Origin of the sequence: Sphingobium terrigena, from assembly GCF_003591655.1 — a bacterium.
In the GTDB taxonomy this organism is placed as follows: domain Bacteria; phylum Pseudomonadota; class Alphaproteobacteria; order Sphingomonadales; family Sphingomonadaceae; genus Sphingobium; species Sphingobium terrigena.
In genome coordinates, this window is sequence record NZ_QVRA01000010.1 from 14,026 (window position 1) to 32,073 (window position 18,048).

At 63.7% G+C, this 18,048-nt stretch carries 14 protein-coding genes and 1 pseudogene; 5 read left to right on the forward strand and 10 right to left on the reverse strand.

From position 1 onward, the window contains the following. Nucleotides 1-8 precede the first annotated feature (8 nt). The 9 genes and pseudogenes from bioD to mnmA all read right to left on the reverse strand — a co-directional run bounded on the left by bioD (nt 9) and on the right by mnmA (nt 11,677). Nucleotides 9-638 (reverse strand): dethiobiotin synthase, encoded by a 630-nt coding sequence (gene bioD, locus D0Z70_RS12395; protein ID WP_119746863.1) that lies wholly within the window; start codon nt 636-638, stop codon nt 9-11. Beyond that, the gene (locus D0Z70_RS12400; RefSeq protein ID WP_119746865.1) at nt 635-1,759 is read right to left on the reverse strand and encodes an 8-amino-7-oxononanoate synthase; all 1,125 of its coding nucleotides are present in this window, start codon (nt 1,757-1,759) and stop codon (nt 635-637) included. Before D0Z70_RS12400 ends, bioD begins: the two co-directional genes overlap by 4 nt. A gap of 303 nt (nt 1,760-2,062) precedes the next feature. Next, a pseudogene (locus D0Z70_RS12405) lies at nt 2,063-4,019 on the reverse strand (alpha/beta hydrolase family protein). A 100-nt stretch (nt 4,020-4,119) separates the two neighbouring features. After that, on the reverse strand, nt 4,120-6,246 hold the full coding sequence (locus tag D0Z70_RS12410; RefSeq protein WP_119746867.1) for a sodium-translocating pyrophosphatase: 2,127 nt from the start codon (nt 6,244-6,246) through the stop codon (nt 4,120-4,122). Nucleotides 6,247-6,464: 218 nt separating this feature from the next. Continuing rightward, a complete protein-coding gene (gene thiL, locus D0Z70_RS12415) occupies nt 6,465-7,379 on the reverse strand; it encodes a thiamine-phosphate kinase (RefSeq protein WP_119746869.1) in 915 nt (304 codons plus the stop codon). Between the two features lie 113 nt (nt 7,380-7,492). After that, entirely contained in the window at nt 7,493-7,939 is a 447-nt protein-coding gene (gene nusB, locus D0Z70_RS12420; protein ID WP_119746871.1) for a transcription antitermination factor NusB, read from the reverse strand. Between the two features lie 115 nt (nt 7,940-8,054). Next, nucleotides 8,055-9,344 carry a histidinol dehydrogenase gene (gene hisD / locus D0Z70_RS12425; protein WP_119746873.1) on the reverse strand — a complete coding sequence of 430 codons (1,290 nt, stop codon included), beginning with the start codon at nt 9,342-9,344 and terminating at the stop codon, nt 8,055-8,057. A 105-nt stretch (nt 9,345-9,449) separates the two neighbouring features. Continuing rightward, on the reverse strand, nt 9,450-10,112 hold the full coding sequence (gene hisG / locus D0Z70_RS12430) for an ATP phosphoribosyltransferase (protein ID WP_119746875.1): 663 nt from the start codon (nt 10,110-10,112) through the stop codon (nt 9,450-9,452). 443 nt (nt 10,113-10,555) lie between these two features. After that, complete coding sequence (gene mnmA, locus D0Z70_RS12435; RefSeq protein ID WP_119746877.1) at nt 10,556-11,677, reverse strand: tRNA 2-thiouridine(34) synthase MnmA; 1,122 nt, start codon at nt 11,675-11,677, stop codon at nt 10,556-10,558. A 107-nt stretch (nt 11,678-11,784) separates the two neighbouring features. Here mnmA and D0Z70_RS12440 point away from each other — a divergent pair, with 107 nt between their 5' ends. The 3 genes from D0Z70_RS12440 (at nt 11,785) to D0Z70_RS12450 (ending at nt 12,995) form a co-directional block, all read left to right on the forward strand. After that, nucleotides 11,785-12,081, forward strand: a complete 297-nt coding sequence (locus D0Z70_RS12440; RefSeq protein ID WP_182913948.1) for a hypothetical protein — start codon at nt 11,785-11,787, stop codon at nt 12,079-12,081. Between the two features lie 106 nt (nt 12,082-12,187). Next, nucleotides 12,188-12,487, forward strand: a complete 300-nt coding sequence (gene sciP, locus D0Z70_RS12445) for a CtrA inhibitor SciP (RefSeq protein WP_006952381.1) — start codon at nt 12,188-12,190, stop codon at nt 12,485-12,487. Nucleotides 12,488-12,737: 250 nt separating this feature from the next. Next, nucleotides 12,738-12,995, forward strand: coding sequence for a GlsB/YeaQ/YmgE family stress response membrane protein (locus D0Z70_RS12450; RefSeq protein WP_119747113.1), 258 nt, complete (start codon nt 12,738-12,740; stop codon nt 12,993-12,995). A 119-nt stretch (nt 12,996-13,114) separates the two neighbouring features. On the opposite strand, the gene D0Z70_RS12455 is transcribed toward D0Z70_RS12450, so the two are convergent. Further along, nucleotides 13,115-13,363 carry a GlsB/YeaQ/YmgE family stress response membrane protein gene (locus D0Z70_RS12455; RefSeq protein ID WP_119746879.1) on the reverse strand — a complete coding sequence of 83 codons (249 nt, stop codon included), beginning with the start codon at nt 13,361-13,363 and terminating at the stop codon, nt 13,115-13,117. Nucleotides 13,364-13,628: 265 nt separating this feature from the next. On the opposite strand from D0Z70_RS12455, the gene D0Z70_RS12460 reads away from it, so the two are divergent. Further along, a complete protein-coding gene (locus D0Z70_RS12460) occupies nt 13,629-14,798 on the forward strand; it encodes an efflux RND transporter periplasmic adaptor subunit (protein ID WP_119747115.1) in 1,170 nt (389 codons plus the stop codon). A gap of 81 nt (nt 14,799-14,879) precedes the next feature. Continuing rightward, a complete protein-coding gene (locus D0Z70_RS12465) occupies nt 14,880-18,044 on the forward strand; it encodes an efflux RND transporter permease subunit (RefSeq protein ID WP_119746881.1) in 3,165 nt (1,054 codons plus the stop codon). Nucleotides 18,045-18,048: the final 4 nt, after the last annotated feature.

The following is an 18,048-nucleotide window of genomic DNA, read 5'->3' on the forward strand; positions in this document are numbered from 1 at the left end:
GAATATTATCAGCCGTTGAAAGGATCGGAAAGCCGGATATGCGCGGCAAAGGCGGCGGCCAGCTTGGCGGGACCAAGCGGATCGAGCAAAGGCAGGCGGCCAAGGCTGGGGACTTTCGCCAGCTGCGGGATGATCCGTTCATTTTCTTCATGGCGCTCGCCGATGAAGGCGATGCCCGCGATCGGCACTTTGCGGGTGCGCAGCGCTTCGATGCTGAGCAGGCTGTGGTTGATCGTGCCGAGCGCGGTGCGGGCGCACAATATGACGGGCTGGCCCCAATAAGCGAACAGGTCTGCCATCAGCAGCGTCTCGCTGACCGGCACCAGCACGCCGCCCGCGCCCTCCACGACCAGCGGACCATCGACCTGCGGCAGGGTCAGGCGGTCGAGACTGATCTCTACCCCGTCGATCCGCGCGGCGAGATGGGGGGAGGCGGGGGTAGTCAGGCGATAGGCTTCGGGCAGGATATGCCTGGCGGGCAGGCCGGAGAGGCGGGCGACCTCCTCCTTGTCGCCATCTGGATCGATGCCGGCCTGGATCGGCTTCCAATAATGCGCTCCCAGCATCGCGGCCAAGCCAGCTGCGAATACCGTCTTGCCGATGCCGGTGTCGGTGCCGGTGATGACGAAGATGGTCATTTGACGATCCGCACAAGTTCACGGCCCAGCGCGGCGATGTCGGCGCGGCTGACGTTGAGGGTGAGCGAGATACGCAACCGGCTGGTGCCGGGCGGGACGGTGGGCGGGCGGATGCCGCGCACGTCGAAGCCGGCTTCCTGCAGGGCGGCGGCGGCGGCCATGGTGCGGGCGTCGCCACCCAATATGACCGGCACGATCTGGCTGCGTGGGGCGGGCAGGCCGAGCGGGCCGCAGATGGATTCGGCTGCGTCCTGCCGCAACGTCGTCAGCCGGTCGCGGAGGTCGCTCGCTTCCTCGATCCGGTCGAGCGCGGCAGAGACGGCGACCGCCATCAGCGGCGAGGGCGCGGTGGAAAAGATGAAGGCGCGGGCGCGGTTGATGAGATAATCGATATGGATGCGCTGGCCGCAGATCAGCGCGCCTTCGACCCCCATCGCCTTGCCGCAGGTGTGCAGGGTGATGACATTGTGCAGGCCATCAAGCCCGGCGGAAAGCCCGCGTCCGCCCGGACCGAATACGCCGGTGCCATGGGCTTCGTCCAGGATCAGCATCCCGCCATGTTTGGCCGCCAGCTTGGCGAGATCGGCCAGCGGGGCGATGTCGCCGTCCATCGAATAGAGGGTTTCGACCGCGATCCAGATGCGGCCCTTGCCCCCTTCGGCGCGGAAGGCGGCGATCAGGTCGGCGAAGCTCTGCACGTCGTTGTGGCGGGCGAACATAGCGGCGGCCTTGCTCATGCGGATACCGTCATGGGCGCTGGCATGGATCAGTTCATCGGCGACGATCAGGTCGCCGCGCTGGGGCAGGGTGGCGAACAGGGCGAGGTTGCCTGCATAGCCATTGGCGACGAACAAAGCGGCCTGGGTGCGGAAGAAGTCGGCGGCCTTCGCCTCCAGCCCTTCATGTTCGGGGGCATTGCCGCGTAGCAGGCGCGATCCGCCGGACCCGACCGGCACGCCGCGCCCGATCGCGTCGGCCACAGCACCCGCAATGATCGGATCGCCCGACAGGCCGAGATAGTCGTTGGAGGCAAAATCACGGCCCGACCGGGGGATCAGGCGGCGCAACCGGCCACGCGATTCCAGCGCGGCCAGCTGTCTGGCAAAGGGTTCGGCGGTCATGGCCGGGGCTATAGGCGCGGGGGCGGAACTTCGCAAACTTCGCCCATATCGATATATGTAAATTTTAGGCGAAACTTTGCGCGGCCCCCGGCGCGGCGGCGGGGGCGGGACGGACGATGCGAAAGAGCGGATCGGGCGGGACTGTAGCAGGATGGGGGGATGTAGGACAGGGTGAGGATGGTCGGACATCGGCCCCCTGGTAGGGGTGACTTTTCCTTGATCCATTCGCGTTTCGAGCGGAGCCAATAAACCAATCAAGCCTGCCCGCGACCGACGCCCTATGGGCACTGCTGCCAATGACTGTTACGCCGGATTATGGGCTTTGAGAAATGCGTCCATCTGTTCCAGAAATTCCACCCGATCCGCCTCGCGGGAAAAATGATGATCGGCCAGCGGTTGTTCGACATAGATATAGTCGCGCCCCTGTACCTTGCCGGCGGCCTTTAACTTTTCCGCCATCTCGCGTGATTGGCTGACCTGAACGCGACGGTCCTTCTTGCCGTGCATCAGCAGGATCGGCGTCTCAAATTGCGCGGCGAAATGGACCGGGGAAACGGCCACGAAATCGGGCGCCTGTTCCTTCAGCCAGGCCTTGCGCGTGCCATGGTAGAGGAAGCGACTGTCATAGCGCATCATCGCCGCCAGGTCCGATACACCAGCATAGGAGATAGCGCAGCGATATTTCGCCGGGTCACGCTGGGCCGCGCGCATTGCTGCATAGCCGCCATAGGAAGCGCCCACGATGCAGACGCGTTTCGGGTCGGCAATGCCTTGTTTGACGGCCCAGTCGACCGCATCATTCAGGTCGTCCTGCATGGCAAGGCCCCATTGCCCTTCCCCCTTCCGCAAAGGCGGTGCCATAGCCCGACGAGCCGCGATAATTAGGCTGCAGCACGGCATAGCCGCGCCAGGCCAGGAATTGTACCCACCAGTCCCAATCTTCGCTGTCGCGGGCGAAGGGGCCGCCATGGGGCATCAGGATGAGTGGCAAATCCTTTACTGCCGATCCGACCGGGAGGGTCAGGACGGCAGCGATCTCCAGCCCATCGCGCGCCTTGTAGCGAATGGTCTTGACCGGGCCGAGGCGCGCCTTGGTCGCAAAACGGTCGCTGACCTTGGATAACAGGCTCATCACACCGGCATTAATGTCGTAATAATAATAGGCACCTGGCTGATCAGGCGCGCCGACATGGACGATCATCTTCTGTCGGTCGCGGCTGAGCGATAGGATACGCGCGCGCTGATTGGGGACGGCCTTGTCCAGGTCTGCCTGAATCTGGGCCAGCGTTGCGTCGAACCAATGGACCGATGGCGCGTCGGCGGTATAGCTGACGCCTGCCAGCGCCATGCCGCTGCTGTCGGCGGATATGGATCCTAAATCGAAGCCGGGAACGGAAAAAATCTTCTTTCCTAGTTCCAGCGTGGTCAGGTCCAGTTCATAGAGGGCGTCCGTGCCGTCCCGATCGTCGTCTGCAATCGCCTTGGTCGGATCGGCGGTAAAAAGCACCGGCGAGATAAGCGATTCGTCGCGACGGCGATTGGCGCGATCAATCGTGCGGAAAGAGGCTTTCGCGTCCGGGCGATAGAGCAGCGTCGCTGTCCGATTGGCATCATTATAGCCCACGCCCATCCGAACAGTGCCGGTCGCGTCGGTAAACCAACTCCCGACATGGGGCTTTGGTGCGATGACGCTGCGCATCCGTCCAGTGCTGACGTCGATTTCATCGACCCTGGGCCAGAAGCCGGGTTCGCCATAATATATCGAGGTTTGATAAGAGAGCATGATGCGCGGCGTGCCGTCGCGGGCAATCCAGATGACATCATCGGCATTTTGCGCGGCGAGATTTTTCGCCAGCAGATTTATTTTGCTGCCGTCGCGTTTAATGCTGGCGACGCGGCTGATATACCAAGGCATCCCCTGCACGTTGGTTTCGGTGCCCATCCCTGCAATCAACCAGTCGTCATTGACCCATTGCCACCAGTTGAGGTCGTTTTCGCCCAGTCCTATCGAACGCAGGCCGTCACCCCCCTCAAATATGTCCGCGATGACGAGTCGCTGTACTCCGTTGATCGCCACGCGGCTGGCGACATGCAGGCCATTGGGCGACAGGGCGGGCGCATCCATCAGCGGCAGGGCGGCGAAGTCCTTTAACGTATAGGCGGGTTGAGCAGGCGGGGCCGGTGCAACGGTGGCATTGGTTTGCGCCAGCGCGGCGAAAGGCAGGGCGCTGCCGACAAACCATGCAAAAAGTGCCTTCATTCCTATCCCCCCAAAAAACGATCAACCCCACCCTGAGAAATAGGGCGGGGTTGGCGCTTCGTCACGATATTTTTGTTATCGTTTCAATCCGTTGTGGAGCCTACACCCCCCCATGCGCCAGCGCCGCCAGCAGCAGCAGCGCGACGATGTTGGTGATCTTGATCATCGGGTTGACCGCTGGCCCGGCGGTGTCCTTGTAGGGATCACCCACCGTGTCGCCGGTGACGGCGGCCTTATGGGCTTCGCTGCCCTTGCCGCCATGGTTGCCATCCTCGATATATTTCTTCGCATTGTCCCATGCGCCGCCGCCACTGGTCATGGAGATGGCGACGAACAGGCCCGATACGATGACGCCCAGCAGCAGCGCGCCAAGGGCGGCAAAGCCGTTGGAGACGCCCGCGACGGCGGCGATGACGAAATAGACGATGATGGGTGCCAGGACGGGCAGGAGCGAGGGGATGATCATTTCCTTGATCGCCGCCTTCGTCACCAGATCGACCGTGCGGGCATAGTCGGGCTTGCTGGTGCCGTCCATAATGCCCTTATTTTCCGCAAATTGCGCGCGGACGTCTTTTACCACGTCACCAGCTGCACGGCCCACGGCGGTCATGCCCATCGCCCCGAACAGATAGGGGAGCAGTGCGCCCAGCAGCAGCCCGACGATGACATAGGGGTTGGAGAGGCTGAAATCGACCGGGGCGGTGAGGCCCAGCGCCGAATTGTAGAATTTCAGATCCTCCGTATAGGCGCCGAACAGCACCAGCGCGGCAAGGCCCGCAGAGCCGATGGCATAGCCCTTCGTCACCGCCTTGGTCGTGTTGCCGACCGCGTCCAGTGCATCGGTCTTGACCCGGACGCTGTCATCGAGATGCGCCATTTCGGCGATCCCGCCCGCATTGTCGGTGACAGGGCCATAGGCGTCGAGCGCCACGACCATCCCGGCCAGCGCCAGCATGGCGGTGGCGGCAAAGGCGATGCCGATGAGGCCCGCCAGCTGGTGCGCGACGATGATGCCCGCGACGATCACCAGCGTGGGCAAAGCGGTCGATTCCAGGCTGACGGCCAGCCCCTGAATGACGTTGGTGCCGTGGCCGGTTTCGGATGCCTTGGCGATGGAGCGGACCGGGCGGTAATTGGTGCCGGTATAATATTCGGTGATGACCACGAGCAGCCCGGTGACGGCCAGCCCGACCATCATCGACCAGAACAGGTCTATGCCGGTATAACCGCCGACCCCGTCCAGATCCGCGCCGAACACGGCGTGCATATCGCCCAGCGTGCGCCAGGTGACATAATAGATAGCGGGGATGGAGAGGATCGCGGTGACCCAGAAGCCCTTGTAGAGCGCGCCCATGATCGACTGGCTGGCCCCCAGTCGGACGAAATAGGTGCCGATGATGGAGGTGATGATGCACACGCCGCCCACGATCAGGGGGAGCGACATCAGGTTCATCTTGAAGGCGTTGTCGACGCCCGCGACCAGCAGCGCGATCAGCACCATGGTCGCGCCGACGGTGACGACATAGGTTTCGAACAGGTCGGCGGCCATGCCCGCGCAGTCGCCGACATTGTCGCCGACATTGTCCGCGATGACGGCGGGGTTGCGTGGGTCATCCTCCGGTATCCCGGCCTCGACCTTGCCAACCAGATCCGCGCCGACGTCTGCGGCCTTGGTAAAGATGCCGCCGCCAAGGCGCGCGAAGATGGAGATGAGCGATGCGCCGAACGCCAGCGCGACGAGGCTGTCGATGACGAGGCGGTCGTCAGGCGCATGGCCTGCCGGGCCGGTCAGATACCAGAAGAACAGGCTGATCGCGAGCAGGGCCAGGCCCGCCACGAGCATCCCGGTGATCGCCCCCGCCCGGAAAGCGACCGTCAGCCCGCTTTGCAGCGTGCCGCGACAGGCTTCGGCGGTACGGACATTGGCGCGCACCGAAATATTCATGCCGATGAACCCCGCCGCGCCCGACAGGATCGCGCCGATCAGAAAGCCGACCGCCGAGGTCAGCCCCAGAAAATAGAATACCAGCAGCGCGACGACCGCGCCGACAATGGCGATGGTGGTATATTGGCGGCCGAGATAGGCCTTCGCCCCTTCCTGAATGGCGTCCGCGATGGATTGCATGGTGGCGTTGCCCGCAGGGGCGCTTAGCACCTGGCGGCTGGTGAACAGGCCGTAGAGCACGGCCAGCAGGCCGCACCCTATGGCGATGGTGACGATTGGCATAGATGTTCCTCTCCCCCAATTATGACTTTCATCGGCCGCTCCGCAGGGAATGACGGGCGGACGAAGGGCGCATCGGCGGGCGGCCGGACGGGTGGGGTCCGGCATCTGGCACCGCGTCAATCAGCATCAGGTACACGCACATAAGCGGTCCAACCGGGCTGAGAATAGGGTGAGAGGAAGCTACAGGCCCGACAGCGCGCGTCAAGCGAGTTGGGGGACTATCCGTGTTCCCAGCCAAGTATGGCCGGTAATGGCACGGTTGCGCCGTCGATCATCAGGGTAAGGCCCGCGCCGGTGGCGACATGGCCGATGCGGATGGCGCGCACCGGGGGCGTGGTGCCGCGCGGCAGGGTGAAGAGCAGTTCATAGTCATCGCCCGCTTGGGCCGCGGCGATCTGGACGGCGGTGCTGGCCCCGCGCACGCTTTCGAGCGCTGGGGACAGCGGAATATGGTCGATGGTGATGGCGACGCTGCTGGCCTGCGCCATACGCTGCGCGTCGATCAGCAACCCGTCCGACAGGTCCATCATTGCGGTCGCAAGGGGGGCGATCAGCGCGCCTTCGGACAGGCGGGGCCGGGGGCGGCGATAGGCGTCGACCAGCGGGCCGGCCGCGGCGGGATCGGCGCGGGCGAGGGAGAGGCCGATGCCCGCGTCCCCCACCGGGCCGGTGACGTAGAGCGTGTCGCCGGGCTGTGCGCCGCTACGTGCGGGGATGGGACCGCTCGCCTCGCCGATCGCGGTCAGGCTGTAGCTGCGCGGGGCACCGTCGGGCATCTTCACCGTATCGCCGCCCAGCAATGGCAGGCCGTGCCGGTCAAGCGCTTGGCCCAGCCCGGCGAGAAAGGCGGCGTCCCACGCTTCATCACCCGACAGCGCATAGTTGAGCAGGCAGCCGACCGGCCGCGCGCCCTTGGCCGCGAGGTCGGACAGGTTCACGGCGGCGAGTTTCCAGCCAATGTCGGCGGGCGGATCGGAGGGAAGATAATGGACCCCGTCGACCATCGTGTCGCTGGTGAGGATCAGGCGGGTGCCGCCGACGGGCAGCACCGCGACATCATCCATCAACCCCTGCGCGGCAGGGTGGTTGGCCAGCAGGCGCAGCAGGGTGAGGAAGCGGGATTCGGCGGACATGGCTATACCCTACCGTTCGGGCTGAGCGAAGTCGAAGCCCTACATCGAGCGCAGCGAGATGCCTTCGCTTTGCTCAGGCGTGCCCTTCGACTTCGCTCAGGGCGAACGGAGCTTTATTTCCGCGCGTCCTTGGCCACCGCGTCGAGCAACCCGTTGACGAAGCCGGATTCGCGCTTGTCGTAGAATGCGTGGGCGACGTCGACATATTCGCTGATGATCGTCGCGGTCGCGATGTCGGCGCGGGCGAGCAGTTCATAGGCGCCTGCGCGCAATATCTGGCGCATCGGCTTGTCGAGCCGGTCGAGACTCCAGCCGCTCGACAGGCGGGCGACGATCAGCGCGTCGATCTCGTCGCGGCGCTTGTCCACGCCCGACACGACGTCATCGAAAAAGGGCTGCTCCGCCGGGGCGTAGGTCACATCCTCGATCGTCGCGCCGAGGCGATGGGCATGGAATTCGTGCAGCAGGATATGGACGGGGGTTCCCTCCATTTCGAGCTGGTACAGCGCCTGGACCGCAGCAAGGCGTGCGGCAGAGCGGGATTTGGAGCGTGCGTTCATAATGTCTTCCTTAGCCGTTCGGGCTGAGCTTGTCGAAGCCCTCTGCTGAGCGAAGCGAAGCGGCTTCGCCTTCGGCTCTGCCCAGCCCTTCGACTTCGCTCAGGGCGAACGAAATTTATGTTAAACGGAGAGATACTGAAGCAGCGTGCGCAGGGAGCCCTTCGGCTTCCGCGAGCGCCACCGCCGCCGGGCCGATCGCGCGGATCGCGGCATCGTCGAGGCTGAGGAAGCTGGTGCGCTTCATGAAGTCGAGCACCGACAGGCCCGACGAGAAGCGCGCGCGGCGGCCGGTGGGCAGGACGTGGTTGGGACCGGCGACATAATCGCCGACCGCCTCGGGGGTCATCCGGCCCAGGAATACCGACCCTGCGTGGCGCACCTTGGCGAACAGCGCGTCGGGATCATCAACGGCCAGTTCGAGATGCTCGGCGGCCAGGCGATTGACCAGCGGCATCGCCTCGTCAAAATCGCGCACGACGATGATCGCGCCATTGGCGGTCCAGCTGGCGCGGGCGACCTTTTCCGTGGCGAGCTGGCCAAGCCGACCCTCCACCGCACGTTCGACCGCATCGGCAAAGGCCGCGTCATCGGTGAACAGGATCGACTGGCTGGTCGGGTCATGTTCCGACTGGCTGAGTAGGTCCGCGGCGATCCAGTCCGGGTCGTTCTTAGCGTCGGCGACGACGACGATTTCGGATGGGCCAGCGACCATGTCGATACCGACCACGCCGTAAAGCTGGCGTTTGGCTTCGGCGACCCAGGCGTTGCCGGGACCGGTGATGACGTCCACCGGGGCGATCCGGTCGGTGCCATAGGCGAGCGCGGCAACGGCCTGCGCCCCGCCGACGCGCCAGATTTCCTCGATCCCCGCAATCTGCGCGGCGGCCAGCACCAGCGGGTTGATCTCCCCACCCGGCGTTGGCGTGACCATCGCGATGCGCTGCACGCCCGCGACCTTGGCGGGGATGACGTTCATCAGCAGCGAGCTGGGATAGGCGGCGCGACCGCCCGGCACATAGAGGCCTGCTGCATCCACCGCGCTCCAGCGCGCGCCCAGACGCACGCCCGCGCTGTCCACGCCGTCGCTGTCCACGGGCTTCTGCTTTTCATGATAGGCGGTGATCCGCGCAGCCGCGAGTTCCAGCGCGTCGCGCAGCGGGGTCGAAAGGGCGTCCAGCGCGGCGCGGGTTTCCGCTGGCGTCACCGCCCAGCCGGTGACGTTCAGGTCATGCTGGTCGAAGCGCTGCGTATAGTCCGCCAGCGCTGCGTCGCCGCCAGCGCGCACGGCTTTCAGGATCGCGGTGACGTCGCGCGAGACATCTTCGTCCGCTTCACGGCGCGCATCGACCAGCGTGGTGAAGGCGGCAGCGAAATCGGGGGAGGTGGTGGTGAGGCGCTGGCTCATGGGCGTGGTCCTGGCGCCAAAAAGCTGCGTGCTCCCGCGCAGGCGGGAGCCCAGTCGAGAGGCCAGAACTGAACTCCAGCCTGCGCGGGAGTAGGTGAGTGCCAATCAAGCCGCATCCCGCACCCCCACGGCCTTGCGAAACGCCTCCACCATCGGCGCGAGTTCGGCCGAGCGCATCTTGAACGCGGCGCGGTTGACGATCAGGCGGGCGCTGATTGGCATGATGATGTCGGTTTCAACCAGGCCATTGGCCTTGAGCGTTGCGCCCGACGACACCAGATCGACGATGCGGCGCGACAGGCCGAGCGACGGGGCCAGCTCCATCGCGCCGTTCAGTTTGACGCACTCCGCCTGAAGCCCACGCGCTTCATAATATTTGCGCGTGAGGTGGGGATATTTGGTGGCGACGCGGACATGGCTGATCGCGGCTTCATCTTCGTCGGCCAGGTCGGCTGGTTGCGCGACCGACAGGCGGCAATGGCCGATGTCGAGGTCCACGGGCGCGTAGAGTTCGGAATAGTCGAATTCCTCGACCACGTCGGAGCCGACAATGCCGATCTGGGCCGCGCCATGGGCGACGAAGGTGGCGACGTCGAACGCGCGCACGCGGATGATCGACACGTCGGGGCGATTTGTCGCGAAGCGCAGCGCGCGGCTTTTCTTGTCATGAAACTCCGCCTCCGGCTCGATACCGGCTTTTGCGAGCAAAGGCAGCGCTTCATCGAGGATGCGGCCCTTGGGAATGGCGAAGGTGAGGGTGCGAGTCATGACGCGCGGGCCTTAGCGGGGCCGGGGGGGGAGGGCAAGGATTTGGGCTTCTTCTTATCCCCTCCCCTCCAGGGGAGTGGACCAAGGGGTGGGGGCGAGCCGTAATCGCCAACGCTGGATTTTACTGCAAGCCCCCACCCCAACCCCTCCCCTGAAGGGGAGGGGCTTATAGCGTCATGACCTGCCGATAGCTTGGATAGCAAATGCTTCCGTCAGTGATTCCAAAGGGTCATCATCATGCAGCCAGTATGATTTGATCCCAGTATTCGTATCGAAATGATAAATATGACAGCTATCGTATCGGCTATAATCTACACGCCGAAGCTTCACGGTTTCGCCCTCTTGAAATGGGATTTGAGTTGGTGGTGCGGAAACAGCCCGAAGCACCCTATAGAATGCGCCTGGTTCCATAACTGCCTCTCGGCCATCCCAATCATTCAACATCAGGCGACTTCCACCATCGCGCTCTGCGCGCTGGCGATCCAGCCGCCACCCAGCACATGGTCGCCATCATAGAGCACCGCCGCCTGCCCCGGCGCGACGCCATATTCGGGGGTGTCGAACAGCAATTGCCCGTTCACCAGCCGCGCGGGCACCGGCTTTGCCATCGATCGCACTTTCGCGGTCAGCGGCCCGGCAAAGTCGCGGCCCAGCCAGTTGATGTCGGTGAGGGTCGCGCCCGATACCGCCAGCGCCGCCTTTGGCCCTACGATCACGCGCTTGGCCGGCGCATCCAGGCGGATGACATAGAGCGGGTCGGGCTGGCCGCCAATTTCCAGCCCCTTGCGCTGGCCGACGGTGAAATGGATCATCCCCTTGTGCCGGCCCAGCACCCGGCCATCGATATGGACGATGTCACCGCCTGCATCCGCGTCGGGGCGGAGTTTGCGCACGATCTTGGCATAATCACCGTCGGGAACGAAACAGATGTCCTGGCTGTCGGGCTTCAAGGCTACGGCCAGCCCCAGTTCGGCGGCGATTTCGCGCACCATCGGTTTCGGTAACCCGCCCAACGGAAAGCGAAGATAATCAAGCTGCGCCTGCGTTGTGGCGAACAGGAAATAGCTCTGGTCGCGCGCGGGGTCAGCGGCGCGGTGTAACTCTGCGCCCTGCGGCCCTTCGACCCGGCGGACATAATGGCCGGTGGCGAGGCAATCGGCGCCCAGATCGCGCGCGATCTGGAACAGGTCGGTGAATTTCACCCCCATATTGCATTTGACGCAGGGGATAGGGGTGCGTCCGGCCATATATTCATCAGCAAAGTCGGCGATCACCGACTCGCGGAAGCGGCTTTCATAGTCGAAAACATAATGGGCGATGCCGATGCGGTCGGCGACGGCGCGCGCGTCGCGTATGTCCTGCCCCGCGCAACAGCTGCCGGTGCGGCCTACTGCCGCGCCATGATCATAAAGCTGGAGCGTGACGCCGATCACTTCCGCGCCGGTTTTGGCGGCAAGCGCGGCGACGACGGAAGAATCGACCCCGCCGGACATGGCAACGACAATGCGCCGCGCGTCGAGCGGATCTGCCAACTGGAATTGGGGCAATTGGAACTCAGGCTGCATGGCTGTGCCTATAGGGATGATGGGCGTCGGGTGCCAGTGTTTCAGCTTTGCGACGAAGCGAGCGCCTATTTACCGACCCTTATCCATTGCCGCGTAGAAGCAGCGTCATGGATTTGAGTTTTCTTCGGACAGGCGGGCTGAACCCCGCCAACGCCAGACCCCTAGGCCGCGCACGCGTGCCGGTCTGGCCGTTCCTGCGGGCTGCCTGTGCAGCGCAGCAGGCGGCCAGCCCGACCGCCCAGGCGGTTGCGGGCGTCCTGCGGGGGCAGGATGGAACGGAGGACTGGATCCAGGAACTGGCGGGCATTTTCGCGCCACGTTCCGGCGGCATGATCGAAGCCGTTCGGCTCGCAGGAAGCTTTAATCCGCTGATCGCGAACCGTCTAGCTGTGGGGAAAGGATGATGAAGGTGGCGTTTACCTTGGCGCTTTAGCCGTTCTTCAGGGCTGAACATATATCAAGGTTTCGCTGCTGGATTTGACAACGCCAGCGCCGCTTTTGAGGGTAGTAATGATCGAAAACCAGAAAATACGGCCAGCCCAGGTCGTCGGGCCGCTCGGAGAACCGCTGACGCTGGACAGCCTCCCGCCACCGGACACGACCCGCTGGGTCGTGCGGCGCAAGGCCGAAGTCGTGTCGGCCGTCAATGGCGGTTTGCTGACCGTGGATGAAGCGTGCGCACGCTATAATCTGACGCTGGAAGAATTTGCCGGCTGGCAGCGGGCAGTCGACCGGTCGGGGATGCACGGCCTGCGCGTGACGCGCATCCAATATTATAAATCCCTCTACGAGCGGCAGCAGAAATATTGATTCGCCCGCGCGGGCATCAGTGATGCAGCATGAATGGGGCCCCCGGAGAGCATCCGGCGGCCCCTTTTGCGTAAGAATTCATCCGGGAATGTGCCTTTGGCGCATCTGCACCAACAAAAACCGCCTGTAACGACGCGGGACGGGGATGGTTTCCCGCCCGGAATCATTTTCATCCCATGGAACAGGCTGCCCCTTGCACCGTTAATCCCGCAGCACCCAACCCGCTGGGGGCGTGGTCAAGGAGAGTATCATGGGCATCATTATGTGGCTTATCGTCGGTGGCGTCATTGGCTGGCTTGCCAGCATGGTCATGCGGACGGACGCGCAGCAGGGCATCCTGCTCAATATCGTCGTCGGCATCGTTGGCGCATTCATCGGCGGCATGATTTTCAGCGGTGGTTCGATCAACAATGCGGGCCTGACGCTGTACAGCTTCCTGGTGTCGCTGGTCGGCGCGATCATCCTGCTGGCGATCGTCAATCTGGTCCGTCGCGGATCGGTGCGCTAACCGCACCTGTCACGACTGACCGCCCAAAAGGCCGCGCCTCCAAACGGGGCGCGGTCTTTTTTTGTTGAGTTCCGCACCGGCCCGCTCCAAAAATGCGCTCTTCCGCGCATTTTCAAAAACTATCTCCGCGCGGCGAACCAGCGATAGAGGGCCAGCACGGCGACCGATCCCAGGATCGCAGCGATGAAGCCTGCGCTCTGGCCCGGCGCATAGAAGCCCGCAAGCCGACCGACAAAGCCCGCCAGCAGCGCCCCGGCGATGCCCAGCAACATGGTGACGATACAGCCGCCAGGATCGCGTCCCGGCATGATCAGCTTCGCGATTGCTCCGGCCAGCAGGCCGATCATAATCCAACCCAGCAAATCCATGGCGCGCTCCTCTCCCTCGATGCTTCGCACCCGACACATATAGCGCCATAATCGGGGGCTTTTGGCAAATGAATCCCGTGCCACGCCGCAACCGGTCCCCTTCGCGCCAAACGAGCCACCGTGCTATTTCCTCCGCTCTGGCTTATACAGTTGCGCAATATCGCTTTGCTCTCCCCCTTTGACCCATGATATTGGGGGTTGAGGGCGGTGCTATATTCATATAACACAGTTGCTGGATGGCGAAGCGCCGGAGAGACAGAATCGCATGAATTACGAAACCCAGGTCATGGCCGACTCAACTGTCGTCTTGGACGATGAGGATGCGCGCGCGCGCAAGCGGCGGCTATGGCTGGTCGCCGCGGTGATCGTCGTCGCGCTGGTCGGCAGCGCGGTGTGGATTTCGATACGGGGCGGCGGTGCCGCCGCGCCTGCGGCCACGGCGCAGGTGCCGGTCGTGACTGTCAGCAGTCCGGGCCAGTCGACCGTTGCACGCACGGTGACCGCGACCGGATCGCTTGGCGCGCGGGTTGATATGCCGGTCGGGGTCGTGGGCGAAGGCGGCATGGTCGCCCAAGTCCTGGTGCAGCCGGGCGACTGGGTCCGCGCCGGGCAGGTGCTGGCGGTGATCGAACGGTCGGTGCAGGCGCAGCAGGTCAACTCGCTCGCCGCGCAGGTTGATGTCGCGCGTGCCGACGCGAAGCTGGCGCAGGCGCAGCTGGATCGCGCCAAGGCGCTGGTCGGGCGCGGTTTCATCAGCGCGGCGGACATTGACCAGCGCACCGCAACCCGTGACGCGGCCAATGCGCGCGTCAATGTCGCCATCGCCCAGCTCGCCGAACAGCGCGCCCGCACCGGGCGGCTGGACATTCGTGCGCCCGCCAACGGCCTGGTGCTGACCCGCGCGGTCGAGCCGGGACAGATTGTGGGGTCTGGCAGCGGCGTGTTGTTCCGCATGGCCAAGGATGGCGAGATGGAATTGCTGGCGCAGGTGGCCGAGGGTGATCTGGCGACGCTGCGTCCTGGGAACAGTGCCATTGTGACTCCGGTGGGTGGCAAGGACCAGTTTGCCGGACGGGTGTGGCAGGTATCGCCCGTGGTCGATCCGCAGACACGGCAGGGCATCGCCCGCATCGCGCTCCCCTATCAGCCTGCGATCCGGCCGGGCGGTTTTGCATCCGTCACCATCACCAGCGGATCGGGCAACGCCCCCTTACTGCCGGAATCGGCGGTGCAGAGCGATCCCAAGGGCAATTATGTCTATGTGATCAATGGCAAGAATGAAGTCGAACGGCGCGCCGTGACCGTGGGTCAGGTGTCTGAGGCGGGCGTGGCCGTGACCAGCGGCATTACTGGCAATGAAAAGATTGTGACGTCGGCCGGCGCTTTCCTGACGCCGGGGCAGAAGGTCAAGCCAGAGCGCCTCAAGGCTTCGTAAATATAGGTTGCGCCCTGTATCAGGGCGGCTGTGCGACGGGATGAAGGGACGGATTGCGTCCGGCGAAGGAAGCTGTAGCCCATGAATTTTCGGAATATGTCGGCCTGGGCCATTCGCAATCCGGTGACGCCGCTCGTCATGTTCGCGGCGCTGCTGCTGGCTGGTCTGGTCAGTTTCAGCCGCATGGACATCAACAATAATCCCGACATCAGCTTTCCGATGGTCAGCGTCATCGTCAGCCAGCCGGGCGCGGCCCCGACCGAGCTGGAAACCCAGGTCACCCAGCGGGTCGAGGCGGCGGTGCGCGGCATTAGCGGCGTCGATGAAATCACATCCTTCGTGTCCGAAGGCCGGTCGCTCAGCAACGTCCAGTTCGTGATCGGCACGCCGGTCGACCGGGCCGTCAACGACGTTAAAAACGCGGTCGACCAGATTCGCAGCGACCTGCCCGACGGCATTTTGGAACCGCAGGTCACCCGCATCGACATTGATGGCGGGCCGATCGCCTATTTCAGTGCCGAAGCGACCGACATGACGCTGGAGGAATTGTCCTGGTATGTCGACAATACCGTGGCCAAGCGGTTGCGGTCGATCAGCGGCATGGCGGGGGTCAATCGCGGCGGCGGCGTCAGCCGGGAAATCCGCGTCATTCTGGACCCCGCCAAATTGCAGGCGTTCGGCATCACCGCCGCGCAGGTCAACCAGCAGTTGCAGCAGGTCAACATCAACGCGGCGGGCGGGCGCACCGAAATTGCCGGGGCCGAACAGTCGATCCGCGTGCTGGGCAACGCTGCCAATGCGCGTGATCTGGGCGCGACCCAGATCGCCATCAGCGGCGGCCGCACGGTCAAGCTGGCCGACATTGCCGACGTGCGCGACATGTATGCCGAACAGCGCAACCTGTCGTTGATGAACGGGCGTCAGGTCACCAGTTTCAGCATGGAAAAGGCCAAGGGCGCGTCCGACGTCACCGTCTATGACGAGGCGATGAAGGAACTGGACAAGCTGCGCAAGGAAAACCCCAAGGTCACCTACAAGCAGCTTTACACCAGCGTCGATTATACCAAGGAGCAGTATCACAGCGCGATGGCCGCGATGATCGAGGGCGCGGTGCTGGCTGTCGTTGTCGTGTTCCTGTTCCTGCGCGACTGGCGTGCAACAACGATTTCGGCGCTGGCGATCCCGCTGTCAGCCATCCCGTCCTTCTGGTTCATGGACATGATGGGCTTTACGCTGAATGGTATTTCGCTGCTCGCGCTCAGCCTCGTGGCTGGCGTGCTGGTCGATGATGCGATTGTGGAGATTGAGAATATCGTGCGCCACATGCGCATGGGCAAGAGCGCCTATCAGGCGTCGATCGACGCGGCGGACGAAATTGGCCTGGCCGTGCTGGCGACGACGATGGCGATCGTCGCGGTGTTCCTGCCCGTCGCCTTGATGCCGGGGATTTCGGGGCAGTTCTTCATCCAGTTCGGCATGACCGTGGTGGTGTCCGTGCTCATGAGCCTGGCCGTCGCGCGGCTGATCACACCAATGATCGCGGCCTATTTCCTGAAAGCCCATGGTGCCGAAAGCCATGGTGAAGGCTGGCTGATGGACCGTTATATGGACGTGTTGCGCTGGTCGCTCGATGAGCGCAAGGCGATTGCCCATCGCGCGCGGGGCGGGTGGCGGCGTTTTACCGCGATCTTTCTGGATCACCGGATGTGGACGGTCGGTTTTGGCTTTCTGGCCTTTGTCGCGACGATCATCGCTTTTGCCACATTGCCGATGACGTTCCAGCCGACCACCAATACGGATTTCAGCCAGGTGAAGATCGAAACCGTGCCGGGCAGCACACTTGCCCAGACGACGGCGATCACGCGCAAGGTGGCCGATATGCTTTCGGCTGATACCGACGTGGTCGAAGCCGCCTTTGCCGACATCGAAACCACCAGTGCCGACATTTTCCTGACGCTCAAAAAGGATCGACCCATTTCTTCGGTCGATTGGGAGCGCAAGGTCGCACCGAAATTCCAGACAATTGCCGATGCGCGGGTCAATTTCCAGTCGCAGTCGGGTGGCGGCTTTGGTCGTGACATCATCCTGATGTTCGGGTCTGACGATCCCGAAAAGTTGGATGCAGTGGCCAACCAGCTGGTTGCCGAAATGGCCAAGGTTCGCGAGTTGCGGGCACCCCGTGTGCAGGGCGACATGCAGCGACCTGAAATCATCATCAAGCCCCGCCTGGACCTGGCCGCCAGCATGGGAGTGACCACCGCAGCGCTCAGCCAGACCATCCGTATCGCGACGATCGGCGAGATTGACCAGAATAGTGCGAAATTTTCGCTCTCCGACCGGCAGATCCCGATCCGCGTGTCGATCGCTGAGGATAGCCGCAAGGATATCGGTACGATCGAAAATATGCCGGTGCCCACGATCAACGGCGGATCGGTGCCCTTGAAGGTGGTCGCCGACATCAGCTTTGGGGCCGGGCCGACGCAGATCCGTCGCTATAACCAGATCCGTCGCATCGTCGTGGGCACCGATCTGGCACCGGGCGTCGTGACGAGCGAAGGCATGGCCAAGCTCAACGCGCTGCCGTTGATGAAGGCGATCAACGAAGGCCGCGTCCAGGGCGTGCAGAAGATCAATGCGGGCGACGCCAAATGGCAGCTGGAGATGCTCCAGAATTTTGCCATCGCCGTTGTGTCGGGCATCCTGCTGGTGCTGGCGGTGCTGGTCCTGCTCTACAAGCGGATCATGCCGCCCTTCGTGAATCTGGGATCGTTGCTCCTCGCGCCATTGGGCGGCGCGCTGGCGCTGCATGTCGCGGGGCAGCCACTGTCGATGCCGGTGTTCATCGGCCTGCTGATGCTGCTGGGCATCGTCGCCAAAAACTCGATCCTCGTCATCGACTTCGCCCTGGAGGAGATGGAGAAGGGCGTGCCCAAGTTCGAGGCGATCATGGATGCGGGGCACAAGCGTGCCCAGCCGATCGTCATGACCACGGTGGCGATGGTCGCGGGCATGGTGCCGACCGCCCTGTCACTGTCGGGCGATGGTGCCTGGCGCGCGCCGATGGGCATCACCGTGATCGGTGGCCTGATCCTGTCCACCGTGCTGACGCTGGTGATCGTGCCGGCAACCTTCAGCCTTGCCATCGCGATCGAAAGCTGGGTCGGGCCGCGTTTGGGCCGGGGTCTGCTGACCTACAAGCCGGGCGATGACAAGGATGCGCCGGGGCATGTGCAACCGGCGGAGTGAGGCG

Coding starts and splice junctions, on each gene's coding strand:
- mnmA (WP_119746877.1), bottom strand. CDS start 11,677: ATGCAGCCTGAGTTCCAATTGCCCCAATTCCAGTTGGCAGATCCGCTC.
- D0Z70_RS12465 (WP_119746881.1), top strand. CDS start 14,880: ATGAATTTTCGGAATATGTCGGCCTGGGCCATTCGCAATCCGGTGACG.
- D0Z70_RS12410 (WP_119746867.1), bottom strand. CDS start 6,246: ATGCCAATCGTCACCATCGCCATAGGGTGCGGCCTGCTGGCCGTGCTC.
- hisG (WP_119746875.1), bottom strand. CDS start 10,112: ATGACTCGCACCCTCACCTTCGCCATTCCCAAGGGCCGCATCCTCGAT.
- D0Z70_RS12400 (WP_119746865.1), bottom strand. CDS start 1,759: ATGACCGCCGAACCCTTTGCCAGACAGCTGGCCGCGCTGGAATCGCGT.
- hisD (WP_119746873.1), bottom strand. CDS start 9,344: ATGAGCCAGCGCCTCACCACCACCTCCCCCGATTTCGCTGCCGCCTTC.
- thiL (WP_119746869.1), bottom strand. CDS start 7,379: ATGTCCGCCGAATCCCGCTTCCTCACCCTGCTGCGCCTGCTGGCCAAC.
- bioD (WP_119746863.1), bottom strand. CDS start 638: ATGACCATCTTCGTCATCACCGGCACCGACACCGGCATCGGCAAGACG.
- D0Z70_RS12460 (WP_119747115.1), top strand. CDS start 13,629: ATGAATTACGAAACCCAGGTCATGGCCGACTCAACTGTCGTCTTGGAC.
- D0Z70_RS12450 (WP_119747113.1), top strand. CDS start 12,738: ATGGGCATCATTATGTGGCTTATCGTCGGTGGCGTCATTGGCTGGCTT.
- sciP (WP_006952381.1), top strand. CDS start 12,188: ATGATCGAAAACCAGAAAATACGGCCAGCCCAGGTCGTCGGGCCGCTC.
- D0Z70_RS12440 (WP_182913948.1), top strand. CDS start 11,785: ATGGATTTGAGTTTTCTTCGGACAGGCGGGCTGAACCCCGCCAACGCC.
- D0Z70_RS12455 (WP_119746879.1), bottom strand. CDS start 13,363: ATGGATTTGCTGGGTTGGATTATGATCGGCCTGCTGGCCGGAGCAATC.
- nusB (WP_119746871.1), bottom strand. CDS start 7,939: ATGAACGCACGCTCCAAATCCCGCTCTGCCGCACGCCTTGCTGCGGTC.